This is a genomic window from Streptococcus sp. CL6.22, from assembly GCF_049738055.1.
In the GTDB taxonomy this organism is placed as follows: Bacteria; Bacillota; Bacilli; order Lactobacillales; family Streptococcaceae; genus Streptococcus; species Streptococcus mitis_DJ.
The window spans coordinates 1-25130 of sequence record NZ_JBKOTV010000004.1 but is presented as its reverse complement, the minus strand read 5'-3'; the positions used below and the strand labels follow the sequence as shown (position 1 = coordinate 25130).

The 25130-nt window shown below is 38.2% G+C and carries 27 protein-coding genes; 6 read left to right on the top strand and 21 right to left on the bottom strand.

The features are described from left to right. Nucleotides 1-81: 81 nt before the first annotated feature. The 4 genes from ACLNCW_RS02685 to dhaK form a co-directional block, all read right to left on the bottom strand. On the bottom strand, nucleotides 82-717 hold the full coding sequence (locus ACLNCW_RS02685; RefSeq protein ID WP_084924468.1) for a TetR/AcrR family transcriptional regulator: 636 nt from the start codon (nucleotides 715-717) through the stop codon (nucleotides 82-84). A 581-nt stretch (nucleotides 718-1298) separates the two neighbouring features. Then, nucleotides 1299-1673 carry a dihydroxyacetone kinase phosphoryl donor subunit DhaM gene (gene dhaM / locus ACLNCW_RS02680; RefSeq protein WP_023942554.1) on the bottom strand — a complete coding sequence of 125 codons (375 nt, stop codon included), beginning with the start codon at nucleotides 1671-1673 and terminating at the stop codon, nucleotides 1299-1301. Next, a complete protein-coding gene (gene dhaL, locus ACLNCW_RS02675) occupies nucleotides 1673-2248 on the bottom strand; it encodes a dihydroxyacetone kinase subunit DhaL (protein ID WP_247942013.1) in 576 nt (191 codons plus the stop codon). Before dhaL ends, dhaM begins: the two co-directional genes overlap by 1 nt. A 21-nt stretch (nucleotides 2249-2269) precedes the next feature. Continuing rightward, complete coding sequence (dhaK, locus tag ACLNCW_RS02670; RefSeq protein WP_424845322.1) at nucleotides 2270-3259, bottom strand: dihydroxyacetone kinase subunit DhaK; 990 nt, start codon at nucleotides 3257-3259, stop codon at nucleotides 2270-2272. Nucleotides 3260-3412: 153 nt separating this feature from the next. On the opposite strand from dhaK, the gene dhaS reads away from it, so the two are divergent. Further along, complete coding sequence (gene dhaS / locus ACLNCW_RS02665) at nucleotides 3413-3943, top strand: dihydroxyacetone kinase transcriptional activator DhaS (RefSeq protein ID WP_000168615.1); 531 nt, start codon at nucleotides 3413-3415, stop codon at nucleotides 3941-3943. After that, nucleotides 3940-4929: a DhaKLM operon coactivator DhaQ gene (dhaQ, locus tag ACLNCW_RS02660; RefSeq protein WP_424845321.1), complete on the top strand. Its 990-nt coding sequence runs from the start codon at nucleotides 3940-3942 to the stop codon at nucleotides 4927-4929. The genes dhaS and dhaQ overlap by 4 nt, the downstream gene beginning before the upstream one ends. A gap of 97 nt (nucleotides 4930-5026) precedes the next feature. Here the strand turns inward: dhaQ and ACLNCW_RS02655 are convergent, their stop codons facing one another. The 4 genes from ACLNCW_RS02655 to ACLNCW_RS02640 form a co-directional block, all read right to left on the bottom strand. Beyond that, entirely contained in the window at nucleotides 5027-5566 is a 540-nt protein-coding gene (locus ACLNCW_RS02655) for a ClbS/DfsB family four-helix bundle protein (protein ID WP_424845320.1), read from the bottom strand. A gap of 56 nt (nucleotides 5567-5622) precedes the next feature. Beyond that, nucleotides 5623-6117: a YkgJ family cysteine cluster protein gene (locus ACLNCW_RS02650; protein ID WP_000031476.1), complete on the bottom strand. Its 495-nt coding sequence runs from the start codon at nucleotides 6115-6117 to the stop codon at nucleotides 5623-5625. A gap of 132 nt (nucleotides 6118-6249) precedes the next feature. Further along, nucleotides 6250-7983: a phosphoenolpyruvate--protein phosphotransferase gene (gene ptsP, locus ACLNCW_RS02645; RefSeq protein ID WP_125410034.1), complete on the bottom strand. Its 1734-nt coding sequence runs from the start codon at nucleotides 7981-7983 to the stop codon at nucleotides 6250-6252. Nucleotides 7984-7988: 5 nt separating this feature from the next. Then, nucleotides 7989-8252 (bottom strand): phosphocarrier protein HPr, encoded by a 264-nt coding sequence (locus tag ACLNCW_RS02640; protein WP_000146947.1) that lies wholly within the window; start codon nucleotides 8250-8252, stop codon nucleotides 7989-7991. A gap of 350 nt (nucleotides 8253-8602) precedes the next feature. Here ACLNCW_RS02640 and nrdH point away from each other — a divergent pair, with 350 nt between their 5' ends. The 4 genes from nrdH to ACLNCW_RS02620 all read left to right on the top strand — a co-directional run bounded on the left by nrdH (nucleotide 8603) and on the right by ACLNCW_RS02620 (nucleotide 13130). After that, entirely contained in the window at nucleotides 8603-8821 is a 219-nt protein-coding gene (gene nrdH, locus ACLNCW_RS02635) for a glutaredoxin-like protein NrdH (RefSeq protein WP_000259240.1), read from the top strand. Between the two features lie 80 nt (nucleotides 8822-8901). Beyond that, complete coding sequence (gene nrdE / locus ACLNCW_RS02630) at nucleotides 8902-11061, top strand: class 1b ribonucleoside-diphosphate reductase subunit alpha (RefSeq protein ID WP_424845319.1); 2160 nt, start codon at nucleotides 8902-8904, stop codon at nucleotides 11059-11061. Between the two features lie 195 nt (nucleotides 11062-11256). Further along, nucleotides 11257-12219, top strand: coding sequence for a class 1b ribonucleoside-diphosphate reductase subunit beta (gene nrdF, locus ACLNCW_RS02625; protein ID WP_000451386.1), 963 nt, complete (start codon nucleotides 11257-11259; stop codon nucleotides 12217-12219). A 143-nt stretch (nucleotides 12220-12362) separates the two neighbouring features. Continuing rightward, nucleotides 12363-13130, top strand: coding sequence for a DeoR/GlpR family DNA-binding transcription regulator (locus ACLNCW_RS02620; protein WP_000917573.1), 768 nt, complete (start codon nucleotides 12363-12365; stop codon nucleotides 13128-13130). A 105-nt stretch (nucleotides 13131-13235) separates the two neighbouring features. Here the strand turns inward: ACLNCW_RS02620 and ACLNCW_RS02615 are convergent, their stop codons facing one another. The 13 genes from ACLNCW_RS02615 to ACLNCW_RS02555 all read right to left on the bottom strand — a co-directional run bounded on the left by ACLNCW_RS02615 (nucleotide 13236) and on the right by ACLNCW_RS02555 (nucleotide 24916). Next, on the bottom strand, nucleotides 13236-13493 hold the full coding sequence (locus ACLNCW_RS02615; RefSeq protein ID WP_080710093.1) for a DUF3884 family protein: 258 nt from the start codon (nucleotides 13491-13493) through the stop codon (nucleotides 13236-13238). A gap of 42 nt (nucleotides 13494-13535) precedes the next feature. Next, a complete protein-coding gene (gene lacG, locus ACLNCW_RS02610) occupies nucleotides 13536-14942 on the bottom strand; it encodes a 6-phospho-beta-galactosidase (protein ID WP_424845318.1) in 1407 nt (468 codons plus the stop codon). A gap of 338 nt (nucleotides 14943-15280) precedes the next feature. Continuing rightward, nucleotides 15281-16972 (bottom strand): lactose-specific PTS transporter subunit EIIC, encoded by a 1692-nt coding sequence (locus tag ACLNCW_RS02605; protein ID WP_084924483.1) that lies wholly within the window; start codon nucleotides 16970-16972, stop codon nucleotides 15281-15283. Then, a complete protein-coding gene (locus ACLNCW_RS02600) occupies nucleotides 16972-17289 on the bottom strand; it encodes a PTS lactose/cellobiose transporter subunit IIA (RefSeq protein WP_001078320.1) in 318 nt (105 codons plus the stop codon). Before ACLNCW_RS02600 ends, ACLNCW_RS02605 begins: the two co-directional genes overlap by 1 nt. A gap of 35 nt (nucleotides 17290-17324) precedes the next feature. After that, the gene (locus ACLNCW_RS02595) at nucleotides 17325-18161 is read right to left on the bottom strand and encodes a PRD domain-containing protein (protein WP_084946569.1); all 837 of its coding nucleotides are present in this window, start codon (nucleotides 18159-18161) and stop codon (nucleotides 17325-17327) included. A 234-nt stretch (nucleotides 18162-18395) separates the two neighbouring features. After that, nucleotides 18396-19376, bottom strand: a complete 981-nt coding sequence (gene lacD, locus ACLNCW_RS02590; RefSeq protein ID WP_001229119.1) for a tagatose-bisphosphate aldolase — start codon at nucleotides 19374-19376, stop codon at nucleotides 18396-18398. 1 nt (nucleotide 19377) lies between these two features. Next, nucleotides 19378-20307: a tagatose-6-phosphate kinase gene (locus ACLNCW_RS02585; protein ID WP_084926384.1), complete on the bottom strand. Its 930-nt coding sequence runs from the start codon at nucleotides 20305-20307 to the stop codon at nucleotides 19378-19380. 10 nt (nucleotides 20308-20317) lie between these two features. After that, entirely contained in the window at nucleotides 20318-20833 is a 516-nt protein-coding gene (gene lacB / locus ACLNCW_RS02580; RefSeq protein ID WP_001216913.1) for a galactose-6-phosphate isomerase subunit LacB, read from the bottom strand. A 30-nt stretch (nucleotides 20834-20863) separates the two neighbouring features. Beyond that, on the bottom strand, nucleotides 20864-21289 hold the full coding sequence (lacA, locus tag ACLNCW_RS02575; protein WP_000029277.1) for a galactose-6-phosphate isomerase subunit LacA: 426 nt from the start codon (nucleotides 21287-21289) through the stop codon (nucleotides 20864-20866). Nucleotides 21290-21574: 285 nt separating this feature from the next. Beyond that, nucleotides 21575-22471 carry an aldose 1-epimerase family protein gene (locus tag ACLNCW_RS02570; RefSeq protein WP_023948151.1) on the bottom strand — a complete coding sequence of 299 codons (897 nt, stop codon included), beginning with the start codon at nucleotides 22469-22471 and terminating at the stop codon, nucleotides 21575-21577. 101 nt (nucleotides 22472-22572) lie between these two features. Next, nucleotides 22573-24048 (bottom strand): PTS galactitol transporter subunit IIC, encoded by a 1476-nt coding sequence (locus ACLNCW_RS02565; RefSeq protein WP_000382513.1) that lies wholly within the window; start codon nucleotides 24046-24048, stop codon nucleotides 22573-22575. A 47-nt stretch (nucleotides 24049-24095) separates the two neighbouring features. Beyond that, nucleotides 24096-24401 (bottom strand): PTS sugar transporter subunit IIB, encoded by a 306-nt coding sequence (locus tag ACLNCW_RS02560; protein ID WP_000590547.1) that lies wholly within the window; start codon nucleotides 24399-24401, stop codon nucleotides 24096-24098. Between the two features lie 38 nt (nucleotides 24402-24439). Further along, complete coding sequence (locus ACLNCW_RS02555; protein WP_000521976.1) at nucleotides 24440-24916, bottom strand: PTS sugar transporter subunit IIA; 477 nt, start codon at nucleotides 24914-24916, stop codon at nucleotides 24440-24442. Between the last annotated feature and the right edge of the window lie 214 nt (nucleotides 24917-25130).

Sequence of the window (25130 nt, the reverse complement as noted above, 5' to 3'; positions counted from 1 at the left end):
TACATACTAAAGGTATGTATACTAGAATTTTTAATACCATATCTAGAGTATGGTATTTTTTAAAATATCAATACTTAAAATTTATTTGACACCTTTTAAGTGATCAAATAATTGGAAAATTACTTCCATCATTTCATCAGTAATCAACTGCACTCCCAAACCTTCAAAAGTTAGTTTAATGAACTTCATTTTACTCTTTAATTCTTCTACTGAATAAATAGAAATTTGGAACCCAATCCAAATATTCAAAGTTAAAACAATCAAATCAGCTAGCTCTTCAGGATATTCTGTTTTAATTGATTTATCTTTAACACCTTCGAAAATTTTTTCTCTAATCCCTGGTAAAAAATCAGAAAATAAACTTAAATACTGCTCTCCTAACAAACGTGGACTTCTTAGCATAATTGAGACAGAGTATACTAATCTTTGTTGTTCTAAATTAGAGAACGCATCCATCAAAGAATTTTGTATTTTTTCTAATGCAGTATCTCCTCTCCAATTGTAATTTAAAATTTCATGATTATTTTCGCTAATGATTGATTGCAATATTTCATCTTTAGACTCGAAATGATGATAAATAACACCTTTCGTCAATCCACCTAACCCATCGATTATATCTTGTATTGAAGTATTATCAAATCCTTTTTCTAAAAATAACTCTTTCGAAACTTCTAATATTTTTTTTCTAGTTTCATGTGAGTTTCTATTCCTTGCCATTATAACTCCCTTCTAACATACTAACGGTACGTAATCTCATTATAATGCAAGAAACTAATAATATCAAGATTCTTTTTATCCCCTATAATTTTCAAAATTCATTGGTAAATCACTATTCTATACAATTGACAGCCCAAATCTTTCAGAATAGAACAATCCTAACTATCGAACACCCTAACATCATAAATATCTATGCAATTCTAGACCTAGAATTCCTATAAACTAAATGTTTTCGCACTATTCTAAGCCATTGATTGCCTTAAATTTTAATTTTTGAAGAATTCTAAAGTTAGAATAGTCCCATCACAATCAGTTTTGAATTATTATACTCAATGAAAATCAAAGAGCAAACTAGGAAACTAGCCGCAGGCTGTACTTGAGTACGGCAAGGCGACGTTGACGTGGTTTGAATTTGATTTTCGAAGAGTATTAACAATTTAGAAACGCTATGATTCCACTCCTTTTACATTAAAAAGGAACTGCCCAAAGCAATCCCTTTCTGATTTTGAAATCATTTACTTAAAATTTGATAGTTGAGATAATCAATAACTCACCTATAAAAGGAATGATAGGAAGATTCCTTATTTATTGATTTCAAGCTCCGACAACTGTGTTTGAATAACTGACAGTTCTGCACCAGCCTGAAGAAGAGCTGCTGCAGTATAGGCACCTTCTACAATTGGAACCCTATTGATCATAATACTTTTATCACTGAAATCAGCCACCATTTCTAAGTTCATTTTAGCAGAACCTAGGTCAAAAAAGGCAAGTAAAGTATCTGCTGGATTTTCGGAAACAACCCTATCTACTTGATCAAAACTTGTTCCAATTCCTCCATCTTCGGTTCCTCCTACATAAGTAATCGGAACATCTTTAGCTACTTCACTAATCAGTTCAACGACACCTTGTGCAATGTGTTTGGAATGTGAAACGATAACAAGACCAATACTTCCCATCAAACCACCCCAGTTTCTAAAAGAGCAGTAAAGAGTAATCCTGATGAGAATGACCCAGGATCAATATGGCCAAGAGAACGTTTTCCTACATAAGATGCCCTTCCTTTAGTTGCAAGTAAATCTTTGGTAGCATTCACTACCTTATCAATAACCTCTTGAGTCAATTGACCTGCAGACAAGGCAGCAATAACAGGAGTCCAAACGTCAACCATTGTCTTTTCTCCAACTTCTGCTTTCCCACGTTTGATAATCATATCCAAACCACTTTGTAAGATTTCTTCTAATTTAGAATGAGAATCAGCCTTGGCCATGCCCATAAAAGCAGAGCCATACAAAGGACCAGAAGCACCGCCTACCTTACTCAGTAGTTGCATTGAGACAAGTTTAAAAACATCACTGCTGGTCTCAAATTGCTTTCCTTCTAAGTTCTCCATAACTGCAGCCATGCCACGCGCCATATTTCCACCGTGGTCTCCATCTCCTATAGGAGTGTCTAGCTCACTAAGATAATCTTTCTGTTCTTGAATCTTTTTATTAAAAAGCTTCATCCATTCAAGAGCTTGTTCAGCATTCATGAAACATTTCCTCCTTGAGTTTTACCAAGCTGGTGTAGTAACAGGTGCATTTAGAGCATCCAACCACTCATCATCTGCCAATCGAATCAATGTTAATGACAAACCAGCCATATCGATTGAGGTCATATAGTTTCCAATTTTCTTAAATGCCAACTCAACACCTTTTTCATGGAGTAATTTAGCCACATCATTTGCAAATACGTATTGTTCCATAAGAGGAGTGCTTCCTAAACCATTGATGAGAAGGCCATAGCGTTCACCATCTTTAAGTTGGAAACCTTCAGATAGTTTCTCAACCAATTCTGAGGCCAATTGTGCTGAAGGTTGCATTTTCTCTTTTTTATATCCTGGCTCACCGTGAATACCAACTCCATATTCAAATTCATCATCTTCTAGAACAAAACCTGGTTTCCCAACTTCTGGAACAGTAGCGCCAGATAGAGCTAAGCCAATTGTTTTAATTTCTAAGACAAGTTTGTCGGCCAAGTCCTTCATTTCAGCTAATGATTTACCAGAACGAGCCGCATCACCCAAAATTTTATGGACTAATATAGTACCTGCAACACCTCGACGGCCTTGGGTATAGAGACTATTTTCAACAGCGATATCATCATCAACCACAACACTTGCTACATCAATACCTTCCATTTCAGCAAGTTCTTGTGCAATTTCAAAATTCATGATGTCCCCAGAATAGTTCTTGATGACCATGAAAACTCCAGCACCTTCATCAGCCGCCTTGATGGCTTCTAAAATTTGGTCCGGAGTAGGTGAAGTGAAGACTGCTCCACAAATGGCAGCAGACAACATTCCATCTCCTACAAATCCAGCATGACTTGGTTCATGTCCTGAACCTCCACCTGAAATGAGTCCAACTTTTCCTGTCTTTTCTGCCTTTCTAACGATGACATCAAAACCATCTAAGCGTTCTACCAAGTCATCATGCATGAATGACAATCCCTGCAACATTTCATCAACAACTTGTGTCGGTTCATTTATAATTTTTTTCATGAGAAACTCCTTTCGGCATGTATCTTTGTTTTCGCTTTCATTATATATTTTTTATTGCTAGATGATAAGGGACAGATTCTATTATTTGTCCCCTTTTAAACCCGTTTAAAACATTTTTTTGGTAAAATGAAGTAAGTAAAAGAAAGGCTTCCTATGGCATCATCACTTATTACAAAAAAACGGATTACCAAGGCATTTAGAGACCTTTTAGCTACTAGAGAATTTGACAAAATCTCCATTGTAGATATCATGGAATCAGCTGGCATTCGTAGACAGACCTTTTATAATCACTTTCTTGACAAATATGAACTGCTAGACTGGATATTTGAAAATGACTTAACCGAGTATATCACCAATAACTTGGACTTCATTTCAGGCCAAAAACTATTACAAGAATTATTTTTTTATTTCGAACAAGAGCGTGATTTTTATATTCAACTTTTTGATATTCAAGGGCAAAATAACTTCTATGACCACTTTATCAGCTACTGTCGCTTGCTTGTATCAAAAATTTTAAGAGAATATGGTCAGATTGATATCGATTCATCTGCTTATACTTGTTTTTTGTTAGACTATCATTCACACGCTCTAGCAGAAATCGTGAAAGCTTACGTCAATAAAAAAAGTCCAGTTCCACAACCAGACTTTCTAATCATGACAATTATTGGAAAGAGACCACAATGACATTTATTTCAAATCATAAACAGAAAATTATTTCAAGTTACATTTCGGCAACTGTCAGCAGTCATCCTGAATTAGAAAAACACCCTACTTTACCACTAGTCTATCAAAAAAATCGCAATCCTCATCAGGTTCCAATATTGTCGGGTGGAGGTTCCGGTCACGAACCTGCGCATATTGGATATGTGGGAGAAGGAATGCTTACTGCTGCTATCTATGGCCAATTATTTACTCCTCCTACAAGAACTGAAATCTTAGAGTCCATTCGTTTTTTAAACAATGGTCACGGTGTCTTCATCATTGTAAAAAATTTCGAAGCAGACACCAAAGAATTTAGCTGGGCCATTAACACTGCTAGAAAAGAAGGAATTAAGGTCGGCTATAGTCTAGCACACGACGATATTTCAATTGAACCTCACAATAGATTTCAAATTAGAGGAAGAGGGCTTGCAGGGACAATCTTACTTCATAAAATCCTAGGATTTGCAGCTCAAAATGGTGCCAACATCGAGCAACTAACTGATTTAGGTCATCAGCTTGCTCCCGAAATCGCAACAATTGGCTTTGCAACGAAAGCTGCTAGTCTCCCCCAAGCCACCCTTCCACTATTTAACTTGGAAGAAGGAAATATTTCCTATGGTATTGGGATACATGGCGAAGAAGGCTATCGTATCGTCCCATTCCAATCATCGGAAATCCTTGCAAATGAAATTATAAGTAAATTAAGATTGCACTATCATTGGAAAAAGGGTGATCAATTTATATTGCTTGTAAATAATCTAGGCACTACCAGCAACTTAGAAATGGGCGTATTTATCAATGATCTCCTTCAACTCTTAGAAATTGAAGGAGTCACTATTACCTTTATAAAATCAGGAACATTTATGACCAGTCTAGATATGGCTGGTATATCCGTAACTCTTTGCCCCGTAAAAAATAAACAGTGGTTAGAAGCGCTCAATGCTCCAACGACAGCTTTTGCATGGTAATTTAATTGTATAACTCAAAAGGGCTACATCACTTGATGGCCCTTTGTTTTTATCTTACGTTTAAAAGAACTCATTCTTGCCATTTCAAATAGGCCATCTATCCCTTACAATTCTTCCGATGAGCTTTGAGTTTTTTCAGAGCCCAATCATAATGACTGGAGGTGTTACTGACAAAGTAGGAACCTAGACTTGTTCCGCCGGTCCACTTATAGACACCTTTGGTAAAGAGGTCGTCATTGCTAAAAACTTCTATCAATTCTAAAACCTCCCTATGTGATTGTTCTAGGAGTCTAGTCGCTTCTTCTAAGGAGGTTTTCTGGTGCTTCTTCCAAAAAGCGATATTCATTTCTCCATAAGTTTTCCAATTATAAGATTCAGGGAGAAAAGGTCTTTCGTGACCTTTTTGATTGGAATGTACCCAAGTCAAAAGTAACTGCTGCCATTCATAAAGATGGATCAAGACATCCCGTAGATTTTTATCCCTTTTCCAGTGAGCTTCTTTTTTCTTTGGGTCTCTTGAAAAATCAAATGGAATCTGTAGCTCATCTTCACTTAGTTGGGAGATGAAACGATTGAGCTTTTCATAGTTTTCCTTAGAGGCCAGCATTAGCTCCTCTTTTGTTTTCGGTCTAGGCACAGAGTTCTCCCTTCATATTACTAGTTATTATTAGAAATTTTTTATCCTTTAAATCTCTATAACTTATCCTTTAATTTCTCAACAAAGAGATAGGCTGCTGGACAGGTCAAGGTATTCTTAATAGTCAAATGGTTGATTTGATGGATTTTTTTCCTGTCTGTATGGGGAAATTCACGACAGGCCTTTGGACGAACATCATAGATGGAACAGAGATTATCTCCTCCTAGAAAGGGACAAGGCATGGATTTAAAAACCTTATCGCCATCTTCATCTACCTGCAGAAACTCCGCTTCAAAAGCTGGTAATTTCATCTTAAAGTACTTAGCAATACGAGTGATGTCTGCTTCCTTGAAGTCAGGTCCCAATGTCTTGCAACAGTTGGCACAGGCAGTACAATCAATCTCCGCAAAGACTTCTTGGTGAATCTGCTGGGCTATCTTATCTAGATTTTTTGGTGGCTTTTTCTTTAAATTGGCTAAAACTTTTCGATGCTCCTTCTGCTTTTGTAAGGCTAGCTGGTGGTAATATTCAATATCAATTTCTTTAGACATGATTTCTCTCTTATTCTATTTGTTTCTCCTATTATATCATGCCTCTTCATCATTGAAAAGTGGAGTTTATTAGACTATACTTTCCCAAAATGCGTCAAAAAACCTTGCAACTAGGTTACAAGGTTAATGACATTAATCAAAGTTAACGTATTCTTTTTGAAGTTCAAGAACTTCTTCCATTGTTGAACACTCTGTAAGGGCACGGTTAGCGTACTCTTCCATCTTAGCAGTGTCCAATTTCTTCATCAAGCTACGTGTACGGAGGACTGATGTTGCTGACATAGAGAACTCATCCAAGCCCATTCCGACAAGAAGTGGAACAGCTTTTTGGTCACCAGCCATCTCACCACACATACCAGCCCATTTACCTTCAGCGTGAGCTGCCTTGATAACGTTGTTGATCAAGCGAAGGATTGATGGGTTATATGGTTGGTAAAGGTATGAAACTTGCTCGTTCATACGGTCTGCTGCCATTGAGTATTGGATCAAGTCGTTTGTTCCAATTGACATGAAGTCTACTTCTTTTGCAAATTGGTCTGCAAGCATTGCTGCTGCAGGGATTTCAATCATGATACCAACTTGGATGTCATCCGCAACTGCAACTCCTTCAGAAAGAAGGTTTGCTTTTTCTTCTTCATAAACTGCTTTGGCTGCACGGAATTCTTTCAAAAGGGCAACCATTGGGAACATGATACGCAATTGACCATGAACAGAAGCACGAAGAAGGGCACGGATTTGTGTACGGAACATTGCATCTCCAGTTTCAGAAATAGAGATACGAAGAGCACGGAATCCAAGGAATGGGTTCATTTCATGTGGCATATCGAAGTAAGGAAGTTCCTTATCTCCACCGATATCCATCGTACGAACAACCACTGGTTTACCATTCATTCCCTCAAGAACAGCCTTGTATGCTTCATACTGCTCATCTTCAGTTGGGAAGTCTTGAGAATCCATGTACAAGAACTCTGTACGGTAAAGTCCAACAGCTTCTGCACCGTTGTTGTTAACACCTTCAACGTCTTTTGGAGTACCGATGTTAGCAGCCAACTCGAAGTGTTTACCGTCAGCAGTCACTGTTTGAGCATCTTTCAAAAGGGCCCATTCAGCTTTTTGTTTAGCATAAGCTTCACCAGCTGCTTTAAATTCTGCCGCTTGTTCATCTGTTGGGTTGATAATCACTTCACCAGTAATTCCGTTAACGGCAAGGATATCACCGTCTTTCACCACTTCAGTGATGTTATTTGTTCCCAATACAGCTGCAATTTCAAGTGTACGTGCCATGATAGCTGAGTGGCTTGTACGTCCACCGATGTTAGTTACAAAAGCTTTTACAAAGTTTTTGTCCAATTGAGCTGTATCAGATGGTGTCAAGTCATGCGCAATCACGATTACTTCTTCGTTGATAGAAGCTGGGTTTGGCAATTTTTTACCAAGAAGATTTGCCAATACACGTTTTGTCACGTCGCGGATATCCGCTGCACGTTCTTGCATATATGGATTGTCTTCCATACCTTCAAAGATAGTGATGAACATGTCAGTCACTTCTTTAAGACCTGCTTCAGCATTGACTTTCTTAGCACGGATTGTTTCTTTAATCTGACCAATCAATTCTGGGTCAGAAAGAACCATCAAATGAGCGTCAAAAACTTGAGCCGCTTCTTCACCAAGCGTACCTACAGCTTTCTCACGGATAAGAGAAAGCTCGTTTTGAGAAGCTTCAAGAGCTACATCCAAACGAGCCTCTTCTGCGTTTGTATCTTCGACTGAAACAGTCTCGAATGACAAATCCGGTTGAACGAGTAGATATGCTTTTGCAACTGCAACACCATCAGATGCTGCGATTCCTTTAAGCATTTCTGTCATTTTCCTTATGCCAATCCTTCTTTTTCCATTGTTTCTGAGATTGCAGCGATAGCGTCATCTGCATCTGCACCTTCAGCTGAGATAGTTACGTCAGCACCTTGGCCAACACCAAGACTCATAACACCCATGATTGATTTAAGGTTAACTGATTTACCTTTATACTCAAGAGTGATATCTGAAGCAAATTTGCTTGCAGTTTGTACCAACAATGTTGCTGGACGTGCGTGAATACCTGTTTCTGCCACTACGTGGAAATCTTTAGAAGCCATAGTTTGACTCTCCTTTTGTTCTTTCTTTTTTGAGTTATATGTGATAACCCTTACAATTTGGTATTATATCATCTTCTAGGATTTTTTTCAAGCATTTTATGGGATTTATTCGATTTCCTTTCAGATAACTTGCTGAAAATCTTCTATTTTAGATAACAAAACACAGGATATAGTTTTCCAAAAAACTACTTGTAGGATAATCATCACTATTTTACAAAACAAACACTACATGTTGTGTTTTGAGACCTTGAGTAGAAAAATAGACCACTATATTTAGTTTTAAATCGTTGACAAAAATTTATTTTCTGATATACTAAGAAAGTAATCTATTTTGAAAGAGGAGTTACACAATGGTAACCGTTTATTCTAAAAACAACTGTGTCCAATGTAAAATGACCAAACGTTTCTTGGACAGTAATAATGTCGCTTATCGTGAAATCAATCTTGATGAGCAACCTGAGTACATCGATCAAGTGAAAGAGCTCGGTTTCAGCGCAGCTCCTGTGATCCAAACACCAACTGAAGTCTTTTCAGGTTTCCAACCAGGAAAACTGAAACAATTAGCATAATCTTAGTACATCATCCAGAAGAAACTGCTTCTAGGGCTAACTTAGAAGCCTTTCTTTTGTAATTAGATAAGGGAAATTTTATGGGATTAAAACATCTTGAGGACGTGACTTACTTCCGTCTTAATAACGAAATCAACCGTCCTGTCAATGGACAAATCATGCTTCATAAAGATAAGGAAGCCTTGGATGCCTTCTTTAAAGAAAATGTAGTTCCAAACACTATGGTTTTTGATTCAATTACTGATAAAATCAACTACCTCATTGAACACAACTACATCGAAACAGCCTTTATCAAGAAATACCGTCCAGAATTCTTGGAAGAATTGCATCAATTTATCAAAGACCAAAATTTCCAATTCAAGTCTTTCATGGCTGCCTATAAGTTTTACAATCAATATGCCTTGAAGACAAACGACGGTGAATATTATCTTGAAAGTATGGAAGACCGCGTCTTCTTTAACGCCCTTTATTTCGCTGATGGCAATGAAGCTGTTGCAATCGATATTGCCAATGAAATCATCCACCAACGCTACCAACCTGCTACTCCTTCCTTCTTGAATGCTGGACGTGCTCGTCGTGGGGAGTTGGTATCTTGCTTCTTAATCCAAGTAACGGATGATATGAACTCTATCGGACGTTCTATCAACTCGGCTCTTCAACTTTCACGAATTGGTGGTGGTGTGGGAATTACCCTCAGCAACCTTCGTGAAGCGGGCGCACCTATCAAAGGTTATGAAGGTGCCGCTTCTGGTGTCGTACCAGTCATGAAACTCTTCGAAGATAGCTTCTCTTACTCTAACCAATTGGGTCAACGTCAAGGTGCTGGTGTTGTTTACCTCAATGTCTTTCACCCAGATATCATCGCTTTCCTTTCAACTAAGAAAGAAAACGCTGATGAAAAAGTTCGTGTCAAGACCCTTTCACTTGGTGTTGTGGTGCCCGATAAATTCTACGAATTAGCACGTAAAAATGAAGAAATGTACCTCTTCAGCCCATACTCTGTAGAACTTGAATACGGTGTGCCATTTAACTACATCGACATCACTGAAAAATACGATGAATTGGTCGCAAATCCAAACATCCGCAAGACAAAAATCAAAGCACGTGATTTGGAAACGGAAATTTCCAAATTGCAACAAGAGTCTGGTTACCCTTATGTAGTCAACATTGATACGGCTAACCGTGCAAATCCTGTTGATGGTAAGATTATCATGAGTAACTTGTGTTCTGAGATTCTTCAAGTCCAAGAACCAAGCTTGATCAACGATGCTCAAGAATTCCTTCAAATGGGAACAGATGTTTCATGTAACCTTGGTTCAACCAACGTAGTCAACATGATGACTTCACCTGACTTTGGTCGTTCTATCCGTGCTATGGTTCGTGCCCTTACTTTCGTTACAGATAGTTCACACATCGTAGCTGTTCCTACCATCGACCACGGAAATAGCCAAGCTCATACCTTTGGTCTTGGTGCCATGGGACTTCACAGCTACCTTGCCCAACAATTGATTGAATATGGATCGCCTGAGTCTGTTGAATTTACAAGCATCTACTTTATGCTTATGAACTACTGGACCTTGGTAGAATCAAACAATATCGCGCGTGAACGTGGCATCACCTTCCACAACTTTGAAAAATCAGACTATGCTAACGGAAGCTACTTTGACAAGTATGTAACTGGCGAGTTTGTTCCAAAATCAAACCGTGTTAAGGAACTCTTCAAAGATGTCTTTATCCCAAGTGCTGCTGATTGGGCTGAACTTCGCGACAAGGTTCAAGCAGATGGTCTTTACCACCAAAACCGCCTTGCTGTAGCGCCAAATGGTTCTATCAGTTACATCAACGACGTTTCTGCTTCTATCCACCCGATTACGCAACGTATCGAAGAACGTCAAGAAAAGAAAATCGGTAAAATCTACTATCCTGCTGCTGGCTTGTCAACAGAAACCATTCCTTACTACACTTCTGCCTACGACATGGATATGCGTAAGGTGATTGATGTCTATGCTGCCGCAACTGAGCACGTGGACCAAGGACTTTCACTCACTCTCTTCATGCGTAGTGACATTCCAAAAGGTCTTTACGAATGGAAGAAGGAAAATAAGCAAACGACACGTGACTTGTCTATCCTTCGTAACTATGCCTTTAACAAGGGAATCAAGTCTATCTACTACGTCCGTACCTTTACAGATGATGGTGGAGAAGTCGGTGCCAACCAATGTGAAAGCTGTGTGATTTAATCTTTGCTTGAGGAAATTACTTTTTCTCAAATTAGTGATTCATTCACCCTGCTAAACTAAACTGGAATAAGCACCTATACTATGGAAAAACACAAAAGTCGGACTTCCGACTTTTTGTGCGATACTCCTCTAGAATTATGATAAAATAGAAGTAATTGTGAGTTCGCAATACTAAACACAGAAAGAGATTTCAAAATGGAAACTTACTACAAAGCCATTAACTGGAATGCCATCGAAGATGTCATCGACAAATCAACTTGGGAAAAACTGACGGAGCAATTCTGGCTTGATACACGTATTCCTTTGTCAAATGACTTGGATGACTGGAGAAAGCTATCAAATGTAGAAAAAGACTTGGTTGGAAAAGTCTTTGGTGGTTTAACCCTTCTCGACACTATGCAATCTGAAACTGGGGTTCAAGCCCTTCGCGCAGACATCCGTACACCACATGAGGAAGCTGTTTTCAATAACATCCAATTTATGGAATCTGTCCACGCAAAATCTTACTCATCAATCTTTTCTACCTTGAATACTAAGGCTGAGATTGAAGAAATTTTCGAATGGACCAATACCAATCCTTACCTACAAAAGAAGGCTGAGATTGTCAACGAAATCTACCTAAACGGTAGCCCACTTGAAAAGAAAGTTGCCAGCGTCTTCCTCGAAACCTTCCTCTTCTATTCAGGTTTCTTCACTCCCCTCTACTATCTCGGTAACAACAAGCTAGCCAACGTTGCGGAAATCATTAAATTGATTATTCGTGATGAGTCTGTTCACGGAACCTACATTGGTTACAAATTCCAACTTGGTTTTAATGAATTACCTGAAGAAGAGCAAGAAAAACTCAAAGAATGGATGTACGATCTGCTCTACACTCTTTATGAAAATGAAGAAGGCTATACAGAAAGCCTCTATGACGGTGTTGGTTGGACAGAAGAAGTCAAGACCTTCCTTCGCTACAATGCCAACAAGGCACTCATGAACTTGGGGCAAGATCCACTCTTCCCAGATTCAGCTGATGATGTCAACCCAATCGTTATGAACGGTATTTCAACAGGAACTTCCAACCACGACTTCTTCTCTCAAGTCGGAAATGGTTACCTCCTTGGTGAAGTTGAAGCCATGCAAGACGATGATTACAACTACGGTTTAGACTAATGTTATCTATTTTATAAGCAATAACAAATATCATGGCTTGTTTAAAACAACCATGATATTTTTGTTTTTGTTTTCTTTTGTTTTTTAAATTGATTGATTGAATACTTTATGATAAAATAGTAATAGAAATAGAGGTGATAAGGATGTTAAAGCAGGAAAAACTAGATAATATTCTAGAAACGGTAAATACAAAGGGAACTATTACTGTCAAAGAAATCATGACTCGCTTGGATGTGTCGGATATGACTGCTAGACGCTACTTGCAAGAGTTAGCAGACAAGGATTTACTTGTTCGGGTGCACGGGGGAGCTGAAAAAATTCGCACAGGTTCTATTTTAAATAATGAACGTTCCAATATTGAAAAACAAAGCTTACAGATTGCAGAAAAACAAGAAATCAGCCGTTTTGCAGGCCATTTAATTGATGAGGGTGAAACCATTTTTATTGGTCCAGGGACAACTTTAGAATCTTTTGCTCGTGAACTTCCAATTGATAATATTCGTGTTGTAACAAACAGTTTACCAGTCTTTCTCATCTTAAACGAACGAAAACTAACAGATTTGATTTTAATTGGTGGGAATTACCGCTCTATCACTGGAGCCTTTGTGGGAACACTAACCTTGCAAAACTTGGCTAATCTTCAATTTTCTAAAGCCTTCGTTAGCTGTAATGGTATTAAGGACAATGCGATTGCGACCTTTAGTGAAGAGGAAGGTGAATCCCAACGCATCGCCCTCAATAATTCCAATAAAAAATACTTACTAGCTGACAATAGTAAGTTCAATAAATTTGATTTCTATACCTTCTACAATATCTCTGATATTGATACCATCGTTTCAGATTCTAAACTGAGCAAAGAAACGTTTGAACAACTTTCAAAACAAACAAAAATTATTCTTTCTAAACCATAAAACTGAGGATTGATAAAATATAAAATGCGTCATATCAAGAAAATAAGAATCTTAATATGACGCATTTTTTTGATGAAGATTTTTACAAAGAGTTTCCTAGATTCTTTATGATTGTTGAAACGGCACAAAATCTGAATCAAAGGAGATATTATCCCGTTCTTCAGGACTGATAAAATTTAAAAAGATATTTTTAAATTCTTCCAGCTCATAGTCTGAATGGCAAATCCATTCTTTACCGGTCGAGACATACCATTTCCCAAGATTTTTCAGCTCATCATTAGTCAAACAAGGTATTTGAGAACATTTATCAAAATTGATAATATAAACTTTTTCATAAATTGATTGGATAAAATCTTTGAACATCTTTTTGCCTCACTAGAATTCTATATCTAATTACTAATTCTACTAGTCTATAATCTGACTTTCCGCTACTTTCTTGTACCAGTGAGCTGATTTCTTAGGATAACGTTCTTGAGTTTCAAAGTCTACATAGAAGAGACCATAACGTTTCTCATATCCATTTGACCATGAGAAGACGTCCATTAATGACCAAATGAAGTAACCTTTTACATTAGCGCCATCTGCAATCGCATCAGACAAGACTTCCAAGTGTTGTTTCACATAATCAATACGACCATCATCGTAAACAGTGTTATCGACAAACTCATCTTTATAACCAAGTCCATTTTCAGTGATGTAAATCTTCTTGTAGTTAGGATAATCTTTCTTCACTCGCATGATTTGATCATACAAACCTTGAGGGTAGATAATCCAATCCCAATCCGTACGTGGTACATAATCAGGAGCTACACGACGACCAACACCTTTGATTTGGTATTTAGAGCTTCCTTTCTCACCCTTACCATTATGGATAATTTCAGTTTCTCCATCAAAGGCTTCCATCCAGTCACTCATATAATAGTTGATGCCTAGAAAATCATTCAAGTCTTTCGCAGCTTCTAATGCTGTGAAATCTTCTTCACGAAGATCCAAGCTACCACCATTGACTGATAAGATATGGTTGACGCCTTCCATCGTTTCAGCTGAATAGTGACCTAGATAAGTTGCATCCAAGATAAATTTATTGTGGATGATATCTTCCAACTCAGCTGCACGAACATCTGCTGGATTTTTAGGATCTAAAGGATACTTGGTTGGCAGTGCGTGAACAACACCAATTTCACCTTTATAACCTTTATCTTTATATAGCTTAACTGCACGCGCATGAGAAACCATCATATTGTGGTGCGATTGGAAAACTTTGGCAAGGTCGTACTGAATACCTGGAGGGAATTTTCCAACCAAGTATTGACCATCACCAATTGGCCCAATTTCATTAAAGGTTGTCCAATAGTTTACTTCTGGGAATTCTTCAAAACAGAAGGCAGCGTAGTCTACAAAGTGTTCAATATTTTCACGGTTTAAGAAGTCTCCATTTGAGTGGAGAGCTTCTGGCGTATCAAAGTGATGAAGAGTTACAAAAGGCTCAACATGACGTTTGTGACACTCTGCAAATAGATTATGATAAAATTCAACACCTTTAGCATTTACTTGATCGTAACCAGTCGGGAAAATACGTGACCAGGCAATGGAAATTCGAATGCCATTGACACCATACTCTTCTGCTAGCTCGAGGTCAACTGGATATCGATTGTAAAAATCACTAGCTGGCTCCGCAGTGTACCAGTAGTTATCTTCAAGATATTTATCCCAAGCAACTGGTCCTTTTCCATCAGTATGTGTAGCGCCTTCTGCTTGATAAGCAGCAGTTGCGCCACCGAAAATAAAGTCTTTTGGTAATGTTTTTGTCATTTTTTTCACCTATTTCTTGATTTAAATAAAGTAAAAGTGAGAGGAGAGGAGTCAGTGAGCCATCCTTCTCCATCTCACTTCTTGTACCAAGTCACCGAATTGTGACATGAGGAGGTAAAAACGATATCTTTTTACCGACGAATTAATAAGGCGATTAGGAAATTCGCCATAGCGATTTCCGCAACGATAGGAGACTATTTCAGAGTCCCTAGCCTTAATCGAATTGTGACATGAGGAGGTAAAAACGATATCTTTTTACCAACGAATTAACAAGGCGATTAGGAAATTCGCCATAGCGATTTCCGTAACAAGAGGAGACTGTTTCACAGTCCCTATCGTTAATCGAATTGAGCTTGTACAAATGCAAGAGCACCTTTTCCATCACGGGTTAATTTGATGTATTGAGCACCTTCTGTCTTGGCAAGTTTAATACCGAGTTTATCTGTTTCTGCCTTCATATCTTCAAAGTTTGAAGCAACTTGAGGGGCAAGGATAACTAGATCAAACTCTGGTAACATTTCACGGTGAGCACCATAGCCACCTGCTGCTGCTTTCACAGGAACATTGTATTCTGCAGCTGCCTTATTCAAAGCATTTGCAAGGAGACCACTTGTACCTCCACCAGCACAAAGAACTAAGACATTTGTTTCTTTTGTAATTGTATTTTGAGCTGCTTCTACACCTGCTTTTTCAAGAATAGCATCTGCTTTCGCAGTGTTGAAGTTTGCAGCAACTTTTTCTTTCAATTCATCATTAGACTTACCTGAACGCTCTTCTTCTAGAATTTGTTCATCATAGACCTTAAGGAATGGATAATAAATGACTACGTCAACCACAATTAGAAGGACAGCAAGAATGAATGATAGAACTTGGAAATTAGTACCAAGAACTAGACCTAGTGGAGCTGGGGTTGTCCATGGTAGATTAGCAGTAAATGAATTCATTCCAAGTGTTTCAATAAAGAATTTGAAGATCCAAACGTTCGCGATTGGAGCAAAGATAAATGGAATGAAGAAGATTGGGTTCAATACAAGAGGTGCACCAAACAAGATTGGTTCGTTTACACCAAAGAAAGTTGGAACTACTGAAGCACGACCGATTGCACGGTTACGTTTTGATTTTGTTAACCACATGAACATGAATGGAACAACCAGTGTCGCACCAGTACCACCCATGGTAACGATAAACATTTGTGTACCAGAAGTAAGAATCTTGTCAGCGTGCATACCTTGTTGGAGAAGGTTCAAGTTTACTTCGGCATTTGCATATGTAATAGCTGCGATAGCAGGCTCAACGATAGATGGACCATGGATACCAACAAACCAGAAGAAGGCAAAGGCACCAAAGATAATGGTGATACCTAGATAACCATCAGCAGCAGAGAATAATGGTGCAAAGAATTTACCGATTGATTCTGCTACACTAGCACCAACAAAATGACGAGCTAGTAAATCAAGAGCATAAAGTGAAACAACTGAGAGAGTGAATGGAATCACATCTTTAAAGACTTGTGAGATATTTGGTGGAACTTCGTCAGGCATGCGAATAGTGACATTGTTCTTAACACAAATCTTATAGATAGCTACGGTAACAAAGGCAGCAAGGAAGGCTGAAAGCAAACCTTTTGTCCCCAAGAATCCAGTAGCTAGACCATTTTCGATAGGATCAGCTGCTAACATCAACAAACCAACAATCGCTGCTAACAGTGTTGACATATAGTTGATTTGATTGGTTTTCTCCATGCTACGGTTTACTGAGTCAGTCAATGACTTAGCTGTTGTACCAGCTACCAAGAGAGCCAGAATACCCATAGAATAGCTATAAGGTTTCATCAGAAAGGCTACAACTTCATCAGACCATTTAAAGCCCCATGAGTTTGGTACAAAGGCAATCAAGATAAAGATACTTGAGAAGAGAATAACAGGCATACCTGCAATGAAACCATCACGAATGGCACGAAGGTAGATATTACGAGATAGTTTCTCAAAGAAAGGCTTTCCTTTCTCAATAAATGCAATTAATTTATTCATTACTTAACTCCTCTCTTGTAGAGTTCAATTAAATGGTGCATCAAATCTTTTAATAAGATAGTTGTCATCAAGTGGTCTTGGCCATGCATCATGGTTACACTATAGGCTAAGTCCTCACCTGAAGCTTCCTTAGCCAATAGACTTGTTTGCGCGTGGTGAGCCTCTGCAATGCAAGAACCAGCTTCCTCGACTAAGCTATCTGCTTTCGCAAAATCGCCAGCTTCAGCAGCTTTCAAGGCTTCCAATAGTTTTGAACGAGCATCGCCAGCATAGGCTACGATTTCAAAACCTAACAATGTTACTTCTTCTCTATTCATGATAGAATTCTCCTTAGGTATTTTTAATTAAATTTTTATGACAATAAACGTTGGATATGTAGAACTAGATAAACTCGTTCACTTTTATACAAATCAAGACCCGTATGTTGCGTAATCACATCATAGATCTTGGAACCAATCTCGAACGCTTTTGGATAGGATTGTTTAATATGATCTTCCATATCCAGAAGTGATTGGTTATCATCTCTAGATCTGTCTAAATAATCCAAGAAATAATTCAAATGTATCATAAAACGATCATAGAAATGATTATTCTCTTTGGTTCGTTGAATTGCATAGTCCGTTAAAACTTCTTCAACATTCCTGAGAATTTCTTTCCTCTTATCAATCGACTCCACAAGTTCCACTTCATTTTCACCTTCGGCATTAATGAAATGATAAGCAATCCGAATAATTTCGTCCTCAGGAAAATGATCTGCTAGCTTCTGACGATAAATTCCAAAAGCCTCATTTGCAATTTGAAAAGCGACAGGATACTTGGTAGAAATATCTGGCAGATTACTATCCTTGTACCTTCCTTGTGCTAGAGCTTGGTAAGAACAGTAAATATGATCTGTCAAGGTTACGTAAAGATATTCTTGAATCGGATAATGATATTTCTTTGATAGCTTATCAATGATTTCATAGGTCACTGTGATAAAATCAAGCGGAACATCTTTGAGAAGAGCCATAAAGTTTTCCCTGGACTCTTCTGTCTTCATCCGAAAGATTTTCTCAACCTGATGTTCAGAAATCAAATCTCCCTTCTTCTTTCCAAATGCAATCCCCTTACCAATCACAATCACTTCTTCTCCTTTATCATGCCTGACAAGCGAAACATTGTGATTTATTGGATTTAGAATTCGATACATGTCAACCTCCTTTTATATTTTAAAGGTATATGAGTATAAAAAATGACCACAAATGAACTAGAAAATCATCTGATTTCTAATTCACCTGTGATCATGCCTAATATTACTTAGTAACACTCACCTTGTATTAACTTGTGATTTAAGTATAGCACAAGTAGGTTGTTTTGTAAACCTTTACATGAAACTTTTTTTAAAATTTTTTTAGATTCATGTTCCTAACCTAGGAGGACTTGCTTACACGCGTTCTTTCCATGAAGTCGCTGTTGTTTGAAGAACTTTATTGAGCTCATCAATGTTTTCAAATCCAGTTGTGCGAAGCCATTCGCGAGCTGCTGCTTCACCATCTTTAATGTAAGCTTCAACTGATCCAGCCCATGTAGCACGGCCACAAAGAACACCATTGAAGTTTGCACCTGATTCATGAGCAAATACAAGAGTATCTTGGAAGAGTTTAGCTGATACACCAGCACTCAAGTAGATATATGGCAAGTTAGTTGCTTCATCTTGGGCTTTGAAGAAGGCTGCTGCTTCTTCACGTGTGTAAACTACTTCACCTTCAGCGAATCCTTCAACATATTTAATGTTGACAGGAACTTCTACTTTCAAGACATCAATGTTAAAGCGTGGGTCTGAGAAGACTTTCATAGCACCGATAACTTTGTGTGGTTTTACTTTCGCGTATTCTACAGAACCAGCGTCTGCAATTTTTTCATCATAAGCAAGGATTTCAAGGAAGAATGGGATATCTTCAGCCACACATTCAGAACCGATACGTTCGATGTAAGCTTGTTTTTCTTGGTTAAGTTCGTCTGAGCTATCTACATCATAGTAAAGCAAGAATTTAACTGCATCTGCACCTTCTTCTTTAATACGTTTTGCAGACCAAACATCCAAGCAGTCTGGCAAACGTTTTGTGCTTGTTGTATCATAACCTGTTTTTTCATAAGCAAGGAGAAGACCAGCTTTTGGATCAAGAGCTTTTGTAGCTGGAAGTCCATATTCAGGGTCAAGAAGCATTGATGAAGCGTATTTAGTCAATTCATCTGCTACCAAGACTTTAAGTTCTTCCATTTGAGCCACTGTTGGTTCTTCTGTTTGGTGTTGAGCCATTAGGCGTTTCAAAGCACCACGTTGGTCAAATGCAAGAGCTGAGATGATTCCATTTTCATCAGAAAGTTTTTCTAAGCGTGCACGTTTTTGTTCTGTTAAAGCCATTTTATACCTCTTTTACTATTAATTGATCATATAGAGCTTGATAGTTGGCCATGTTGACATGACCAGTCATTTTTTCTTGAGCATTGAGCATACCAAGGACATTTGCCTTGATGAGTAATTCTGCATCCGATTCTTTATGAAGTAAACCTGAAGAAATTCCAGCAACTGTAGAATCTCCAGATCCAACAGGGTTGACTACCTGAATTCTAGGAATATCTACCTTGTAGAAAGTGTCACCATGTTTGGCAAAGGCACCGTTGGCACCAAGCGAAACAATAATCCATTCAATCCCTGCAAACAAAGGTTCTTGAAGGACTTCTTTTAATTCATCCAAATCCTCAGAAACTTCTCTTCCTAGAAGCTGAGACAATTCCTCATTATTTGGTTTAATTACTGTTGGTTTATGTGGTGATTCAAGAACCGCCTGAAGTGCTGCACCAGAGCAGTCCAAGACTACAGGTTTGCCAGCTTGATTAGCAAGTTCTACCAAGCTCGCATAGTAATCAACTGGAAGGCCAGCTGGCAGACTGCCTGAGATAGCCACTACTTCAACTGACTCTAGGAGATTTTTGAAATGTTCCAAAAAGTCTTGACCTTCCTGTTCCAATACTTCAGGACCTTTTTCAAGAACTTCTGTTTGGTTGTCTCCGTGGAGAATAGCGATACAGTTCCGAGTTTCTCCCTGAATTGAGAAGAAATCTTTCTTTACTTGATCATCGATATTTTCAACCAAAAACTCACCAAGTTTGCCACCCACTAAACCAGTAGCAAGAACAGAATCCCCAAATTCTGAAAGTACTCGGGTAACATTGAGTCCCTTACCACCAGCCGTTTTGGTTACATCCACCACACGATTGACAGTATCAATCTTCAACTCATCCAAGGGATAGGAAATGTCAATGGATGGGTTCATTGTGACTGTTAAAATCATAGGTCACCTCTTAGTCGTGGTATTCTCCGCGATCCCATTTTTCAAGGAATTCAGTGAAGAAGTTTGCGTCTGTTTGTTGAGCATTGTGACTTTCAACGTGTTCAATTTTCGCAATCAATTTCTTGTTTTCTTCAGATGGTTTGTATTCAGCATGGATGAAAGCTTCGATGATATCGCACATGAGCAATTCACCAGTAATCTTACCACCAAAACCGATAACGTTGGCGTTCAATTGTTCTTTAGCATAAAGAGCTGTTGTCATATCACGAACCAAGGCAGAACGAACACCTGGAACTTTATTGACAGCGTTGTTGATACCAACACCAGTACCACAGATACATACCCCAAGATCAGCTTGACCGCTAGTTACAGCTTCCCCTACTTTTTTACCAAAGATTGGGTAGTGAGTACGTGTATGGTCATATGTACCAAAGTCAATGACTTCATATCCTTTTGATTTCAAAAATTCTGAAACCGCCATTTTTTCATCTGTTACGATGTGGTCACATCCAATTGCAATTCTCATTTTTAACTTACCTTTCTTACTGTAATCTAATTAGCACATTTTGTTCAACATGTCGACACGAATTTGGTGACGTCCACCATCGTATTTACCGTTAACAAATCCTTTAGCGATGTTTTTAGCCAATTCATCACCAACAAGTTGTGCACCCATAGTGATCATACGTGAGTTGTTGTGGCCACGAGTCATATAAGCTGAACGTTCGTCAGATACTTCTGCAGCAACCATTCCTTTGATCTTAGTTGCAACCATAAATGGACCAGCTCCATAAGCATCAATCACGATACCAAGGTTTTGTTCTTCTTTGTTTACTTCTGCAGCAACAGCAAGAGTCACATCAACAAAGTCTTGACCTTCAGCTGTAACATCCACAACGTGGAAGTTTTCTTTTTCCAAGAAGTCTTTCACAACTTCTTTCAATCTCAAACCTGCAGCATCTGCACCGATAACAATAGACATATTGTATACTCCTTTTATTTTTCTAGGCTAGTAAAAACTTTTATGGTTAGCAGTTTACCTACAAAAAGTTTTCTAGCAGTTTATTGACAAATTGGATTGAATGAGATGAATGACACCTTATTCAAGTTTAGGAAATCAGTTTCCTAGAAATAATCTTTCTCTACGAAAGAGAATATAACAAGTGATTGTTTGTTTGTGACAAACATCATTTGTTGCTTACAAACATAATATACTCCTATTTCTTAAAAAAGTCAACAATTAATGTTTGTTTTTGTGTTTTTTTAACTAAAAAATTTCGATGTCAAAACCAATTTGATCCACTTGACCAGGTTCTAGGAGGCGAACATTCTTCTTATCTTCTAGATGATCTCCTTCTTCAAGAGATGTTGACAAGCCAGACCATGGTTCAAAAGCAATGAAAGGACCCTTATTCAAAGTTGACCAGATAATGAGATTTGGAAACTCTGCAAAGTGCACTTTCAATCCCTTATCATGTTTACGAGAACGAAGGGCAATTGTTCTAGATTGCAATTCATCTAAGGTGACTGCATCAGTGCTGAAAAGATCATAGCTGAGGTCTAATTCTTTTTGACCTTCTAGCCATGGACTTCTATCTTGAAAATCCAGCATACCTGTTTCTGGGAAAGGACGTGGAACAGAGCAAGTCTCTTCTTTCTCAAACTCTAGATAATAATCTTCATAGACTTCATCATCCAGTAGAGGACAATTAAATCCTGGATGTCCACCAATAAAGTAAGGCATGACCTTGCTAGTTTCTTTATTGAAAATCTTGTATTGAGTTCGTACTGTCTTGCCAGTAAGGCTATAAGTGATTTCTAGGCGGAAATAATAAGGGTAGTTCTGATAGCTATTCTCATCGTCTTCAATTGCAAAAGTTACACTATTATCTGTCTGTTCAACTAATTCAAATTCTTTCTTACGAACCAAACCATGACGAGGAATCTTTCCTTTGCTTTCTTGCCCCTTCTCATCTATATAGAGGGCTGTATCCTCTCTCAAAGAACCACAAATGGGGAAGAGAACAGGAGCTTGTCCACTCCAATAAGTGGCATCCCCTTGCCACAAATACTCCAGTCCCTCAGTATCTTTTATAGAAGAAAGAGCCCCACCAAAACTGTTAAATTCAACTCTTAATTGTTCTGATTTTAATTCAATTACCATTATTTTCTCCGATTTCTTGATAGTTTATAAAAAACTAGGCTGTCACTCCTATCAGGAAAATGACAACCTAGCTTTAACAATTTACATTTTATAGGAGCGCATTATTTTGCTTTTGCTGCGTACTCTTCGTTACGTTTGATCATTTGTTTTCTGTACCATGCAAAGATACCGATATAGAATACAAGGAAGACTACAGCACCAAGGATTGCTTTGATATCACCTGTTGTAGTGTTACCAATTGTCCAACCAAGAAGTTTTTCGATTGGTCCTTCAAGAGTTGAGTGAGTGATCAATTGAGTTTCGCTCACACCTGCTGGGAAGGCACCTACACCTTTAGCAAGTTCTGTTGCAAATGGTGCGATAAGTGTACCTGAAAGAAGGAAGAGTGGCAACAAGAGTGTTCCGAAGATAATCATACGGAGCAATTTACCACGTGTTACAACCAAGAGAGCTGGAGTAACACCCATAGCGATGATACCTGCAAGTGGCAAGATACCATTTCCGACTTTTGAAAGAAGCACAGCTTCGATCAACATGATTGGTGCAAGTACGTTGGCACAAGCCCAGATTTCAGCACGACCAGCGATGAATGGCCAGTCAAGACCGATATTAAATTTACGTCCTTGAAGACGTTTAGTAGCAACGTTTGTAATACCTTGTGAAAGTGGTTCTACGGCAGCGATGAACCATGAACCGATGAGTGAGAAGAGTTCCAAAGATACACCGGCTGTCAAACCAAGAGACAACCAACCTTTAATAACTAATTGCCAGTTTGCTGCATCTTCTACGCCAGCAACTGGATGTGGAGTACCCATCAAACCGATAACGATACCAAGGATGAAACCGATGAAGAATTTAGATCCCCAGAAACCGATTTTCTTGTTCAATTTAGCAGCATCAAAGTCATATTTATCAAGACCTGGGAAGAATTTTTCAAAAATCTTATCCAAAACCATGATAACTGGGTTCATCATGTAGTTCATGTGAGTTGAAGTCATTGGTGATGAACTTGGTGCGTTAAGAAGGTCATCAAATGTAGGTTTCATCAAATCAGAGTTGATGATTTTAAGAACACCTACAAGGACAACTGCTGCAGTGGCGATGAAGAGTGAAACCCCTTGGCTTACACCGTTGTTGTCTGCATACCATTTAATCAAAAGACCTGTGATAGACAAGTGCCAGATATCGAAGATATCAACGTCAAGTGTATCAGTTTTCTTCATAGCAAGCATCACTACGTTGACAATCAACATGATGAGCAAGAAGTAAAGTGTCCAAGCAGATCCCCAAGTGATTGTAGCAAGTGGTGCCCAACCAACGTCAGTGATGTTCAATTGAATACCAGTATTTTCAACGAATTTTGCAAGTGATGCTGAGAAAGCACCATTCAGCATACCGATGATAGCACCGATACCAGTAAGAGCGATGGCAAGTTTGATACCACCTTCAAGTGCTTTGGAGAATTTCACTCCAAAAAGTAGAGCCAATACTGTCAAAATGATCAGCATGATGATTGGCCCACCCATATCCAAGATAGGTTTGAACAGCTTATTGGCTAGTTCGATAATGACATCCATAATAGTTCCTCCCTTTTTATAGTTATATGAATGTTAACAAATTAAAATTAGCTTAACCCGTGTTCTTTGATAGCTGCTTCAATATTATCAAATACTGGAGCACTCATTGCTGGGATACGGAATAAGATTGGTCCAGCTTCGATAACTGGAATACCTGGGTCAAAACCAAGATCTGTTGCAGCAATTGGTGTAAAAATGTCATAACCTTTGATAAGGTCTTCATTAACGTCTTTTACCATAACTGCATCACAGTGAACATCAAAACCGCGGTTTGAAAGTTCTTCTTCAAGAGCACTTTTAATTTGGTGGCTTGAGTTAACACCTGCACCGCAGGCAGCAAGAATTTTAATCATATGGATTTCCTCCGATTTAATATTTTTAATAGACAAAATTAAGCAATTGCTTCAGCAATATAAGCATAGAGGGCTTCTGGTTCAGAAATTTTTGATAGGTCTTCAAGATGACTATTTCCAGTAAAGAAGTCCATCAACTGAGCAAGAATGTTCGTTTGACTTGAACTTGAGTTATTAATGATAAAGAAGAGCAAGGATACTTCTACTTCCTTATCTGGCGCAATCATATTGTGGAAAGTCACTGGTTTTTCTAATCGAACGACCACAACTTTTTCGGCTAGATTATGAACAATATCTGTGTGAGGAATAGCCACATTCGGCAAATCCTTACCCAAAAATTCCATATCTAGGCCAGTTGGAAATGACTTTTCACGCGTGATCAAGGCTTCACGATAAGTTGGAGTTACGATTTCTCGTTCTTCCAATAAAGTAGCAACCTGATCAAAGAGATGTTCTTGATTATCCGCTTCTAAGCAAAACACAAGGTTTTTGTCAAAGAAATGATCTAATCCCATAAGGTTTTCCCTTCTTTCCATTAACTTTATGCTATAAGTATAACACTATATGAAATCGTTGTCAATAATTTTTTGTTGTTTTTTGTCCTTTTTTTGATTATTTTGTTTATTTTTTATCTTTATAAGCAAAACAAACATTTAAAACAAACACTTTAAACGATTTAATCCTATTATAAATGCAAAAAAACAGGCCTATTTAAGCCTGTTTTACTAT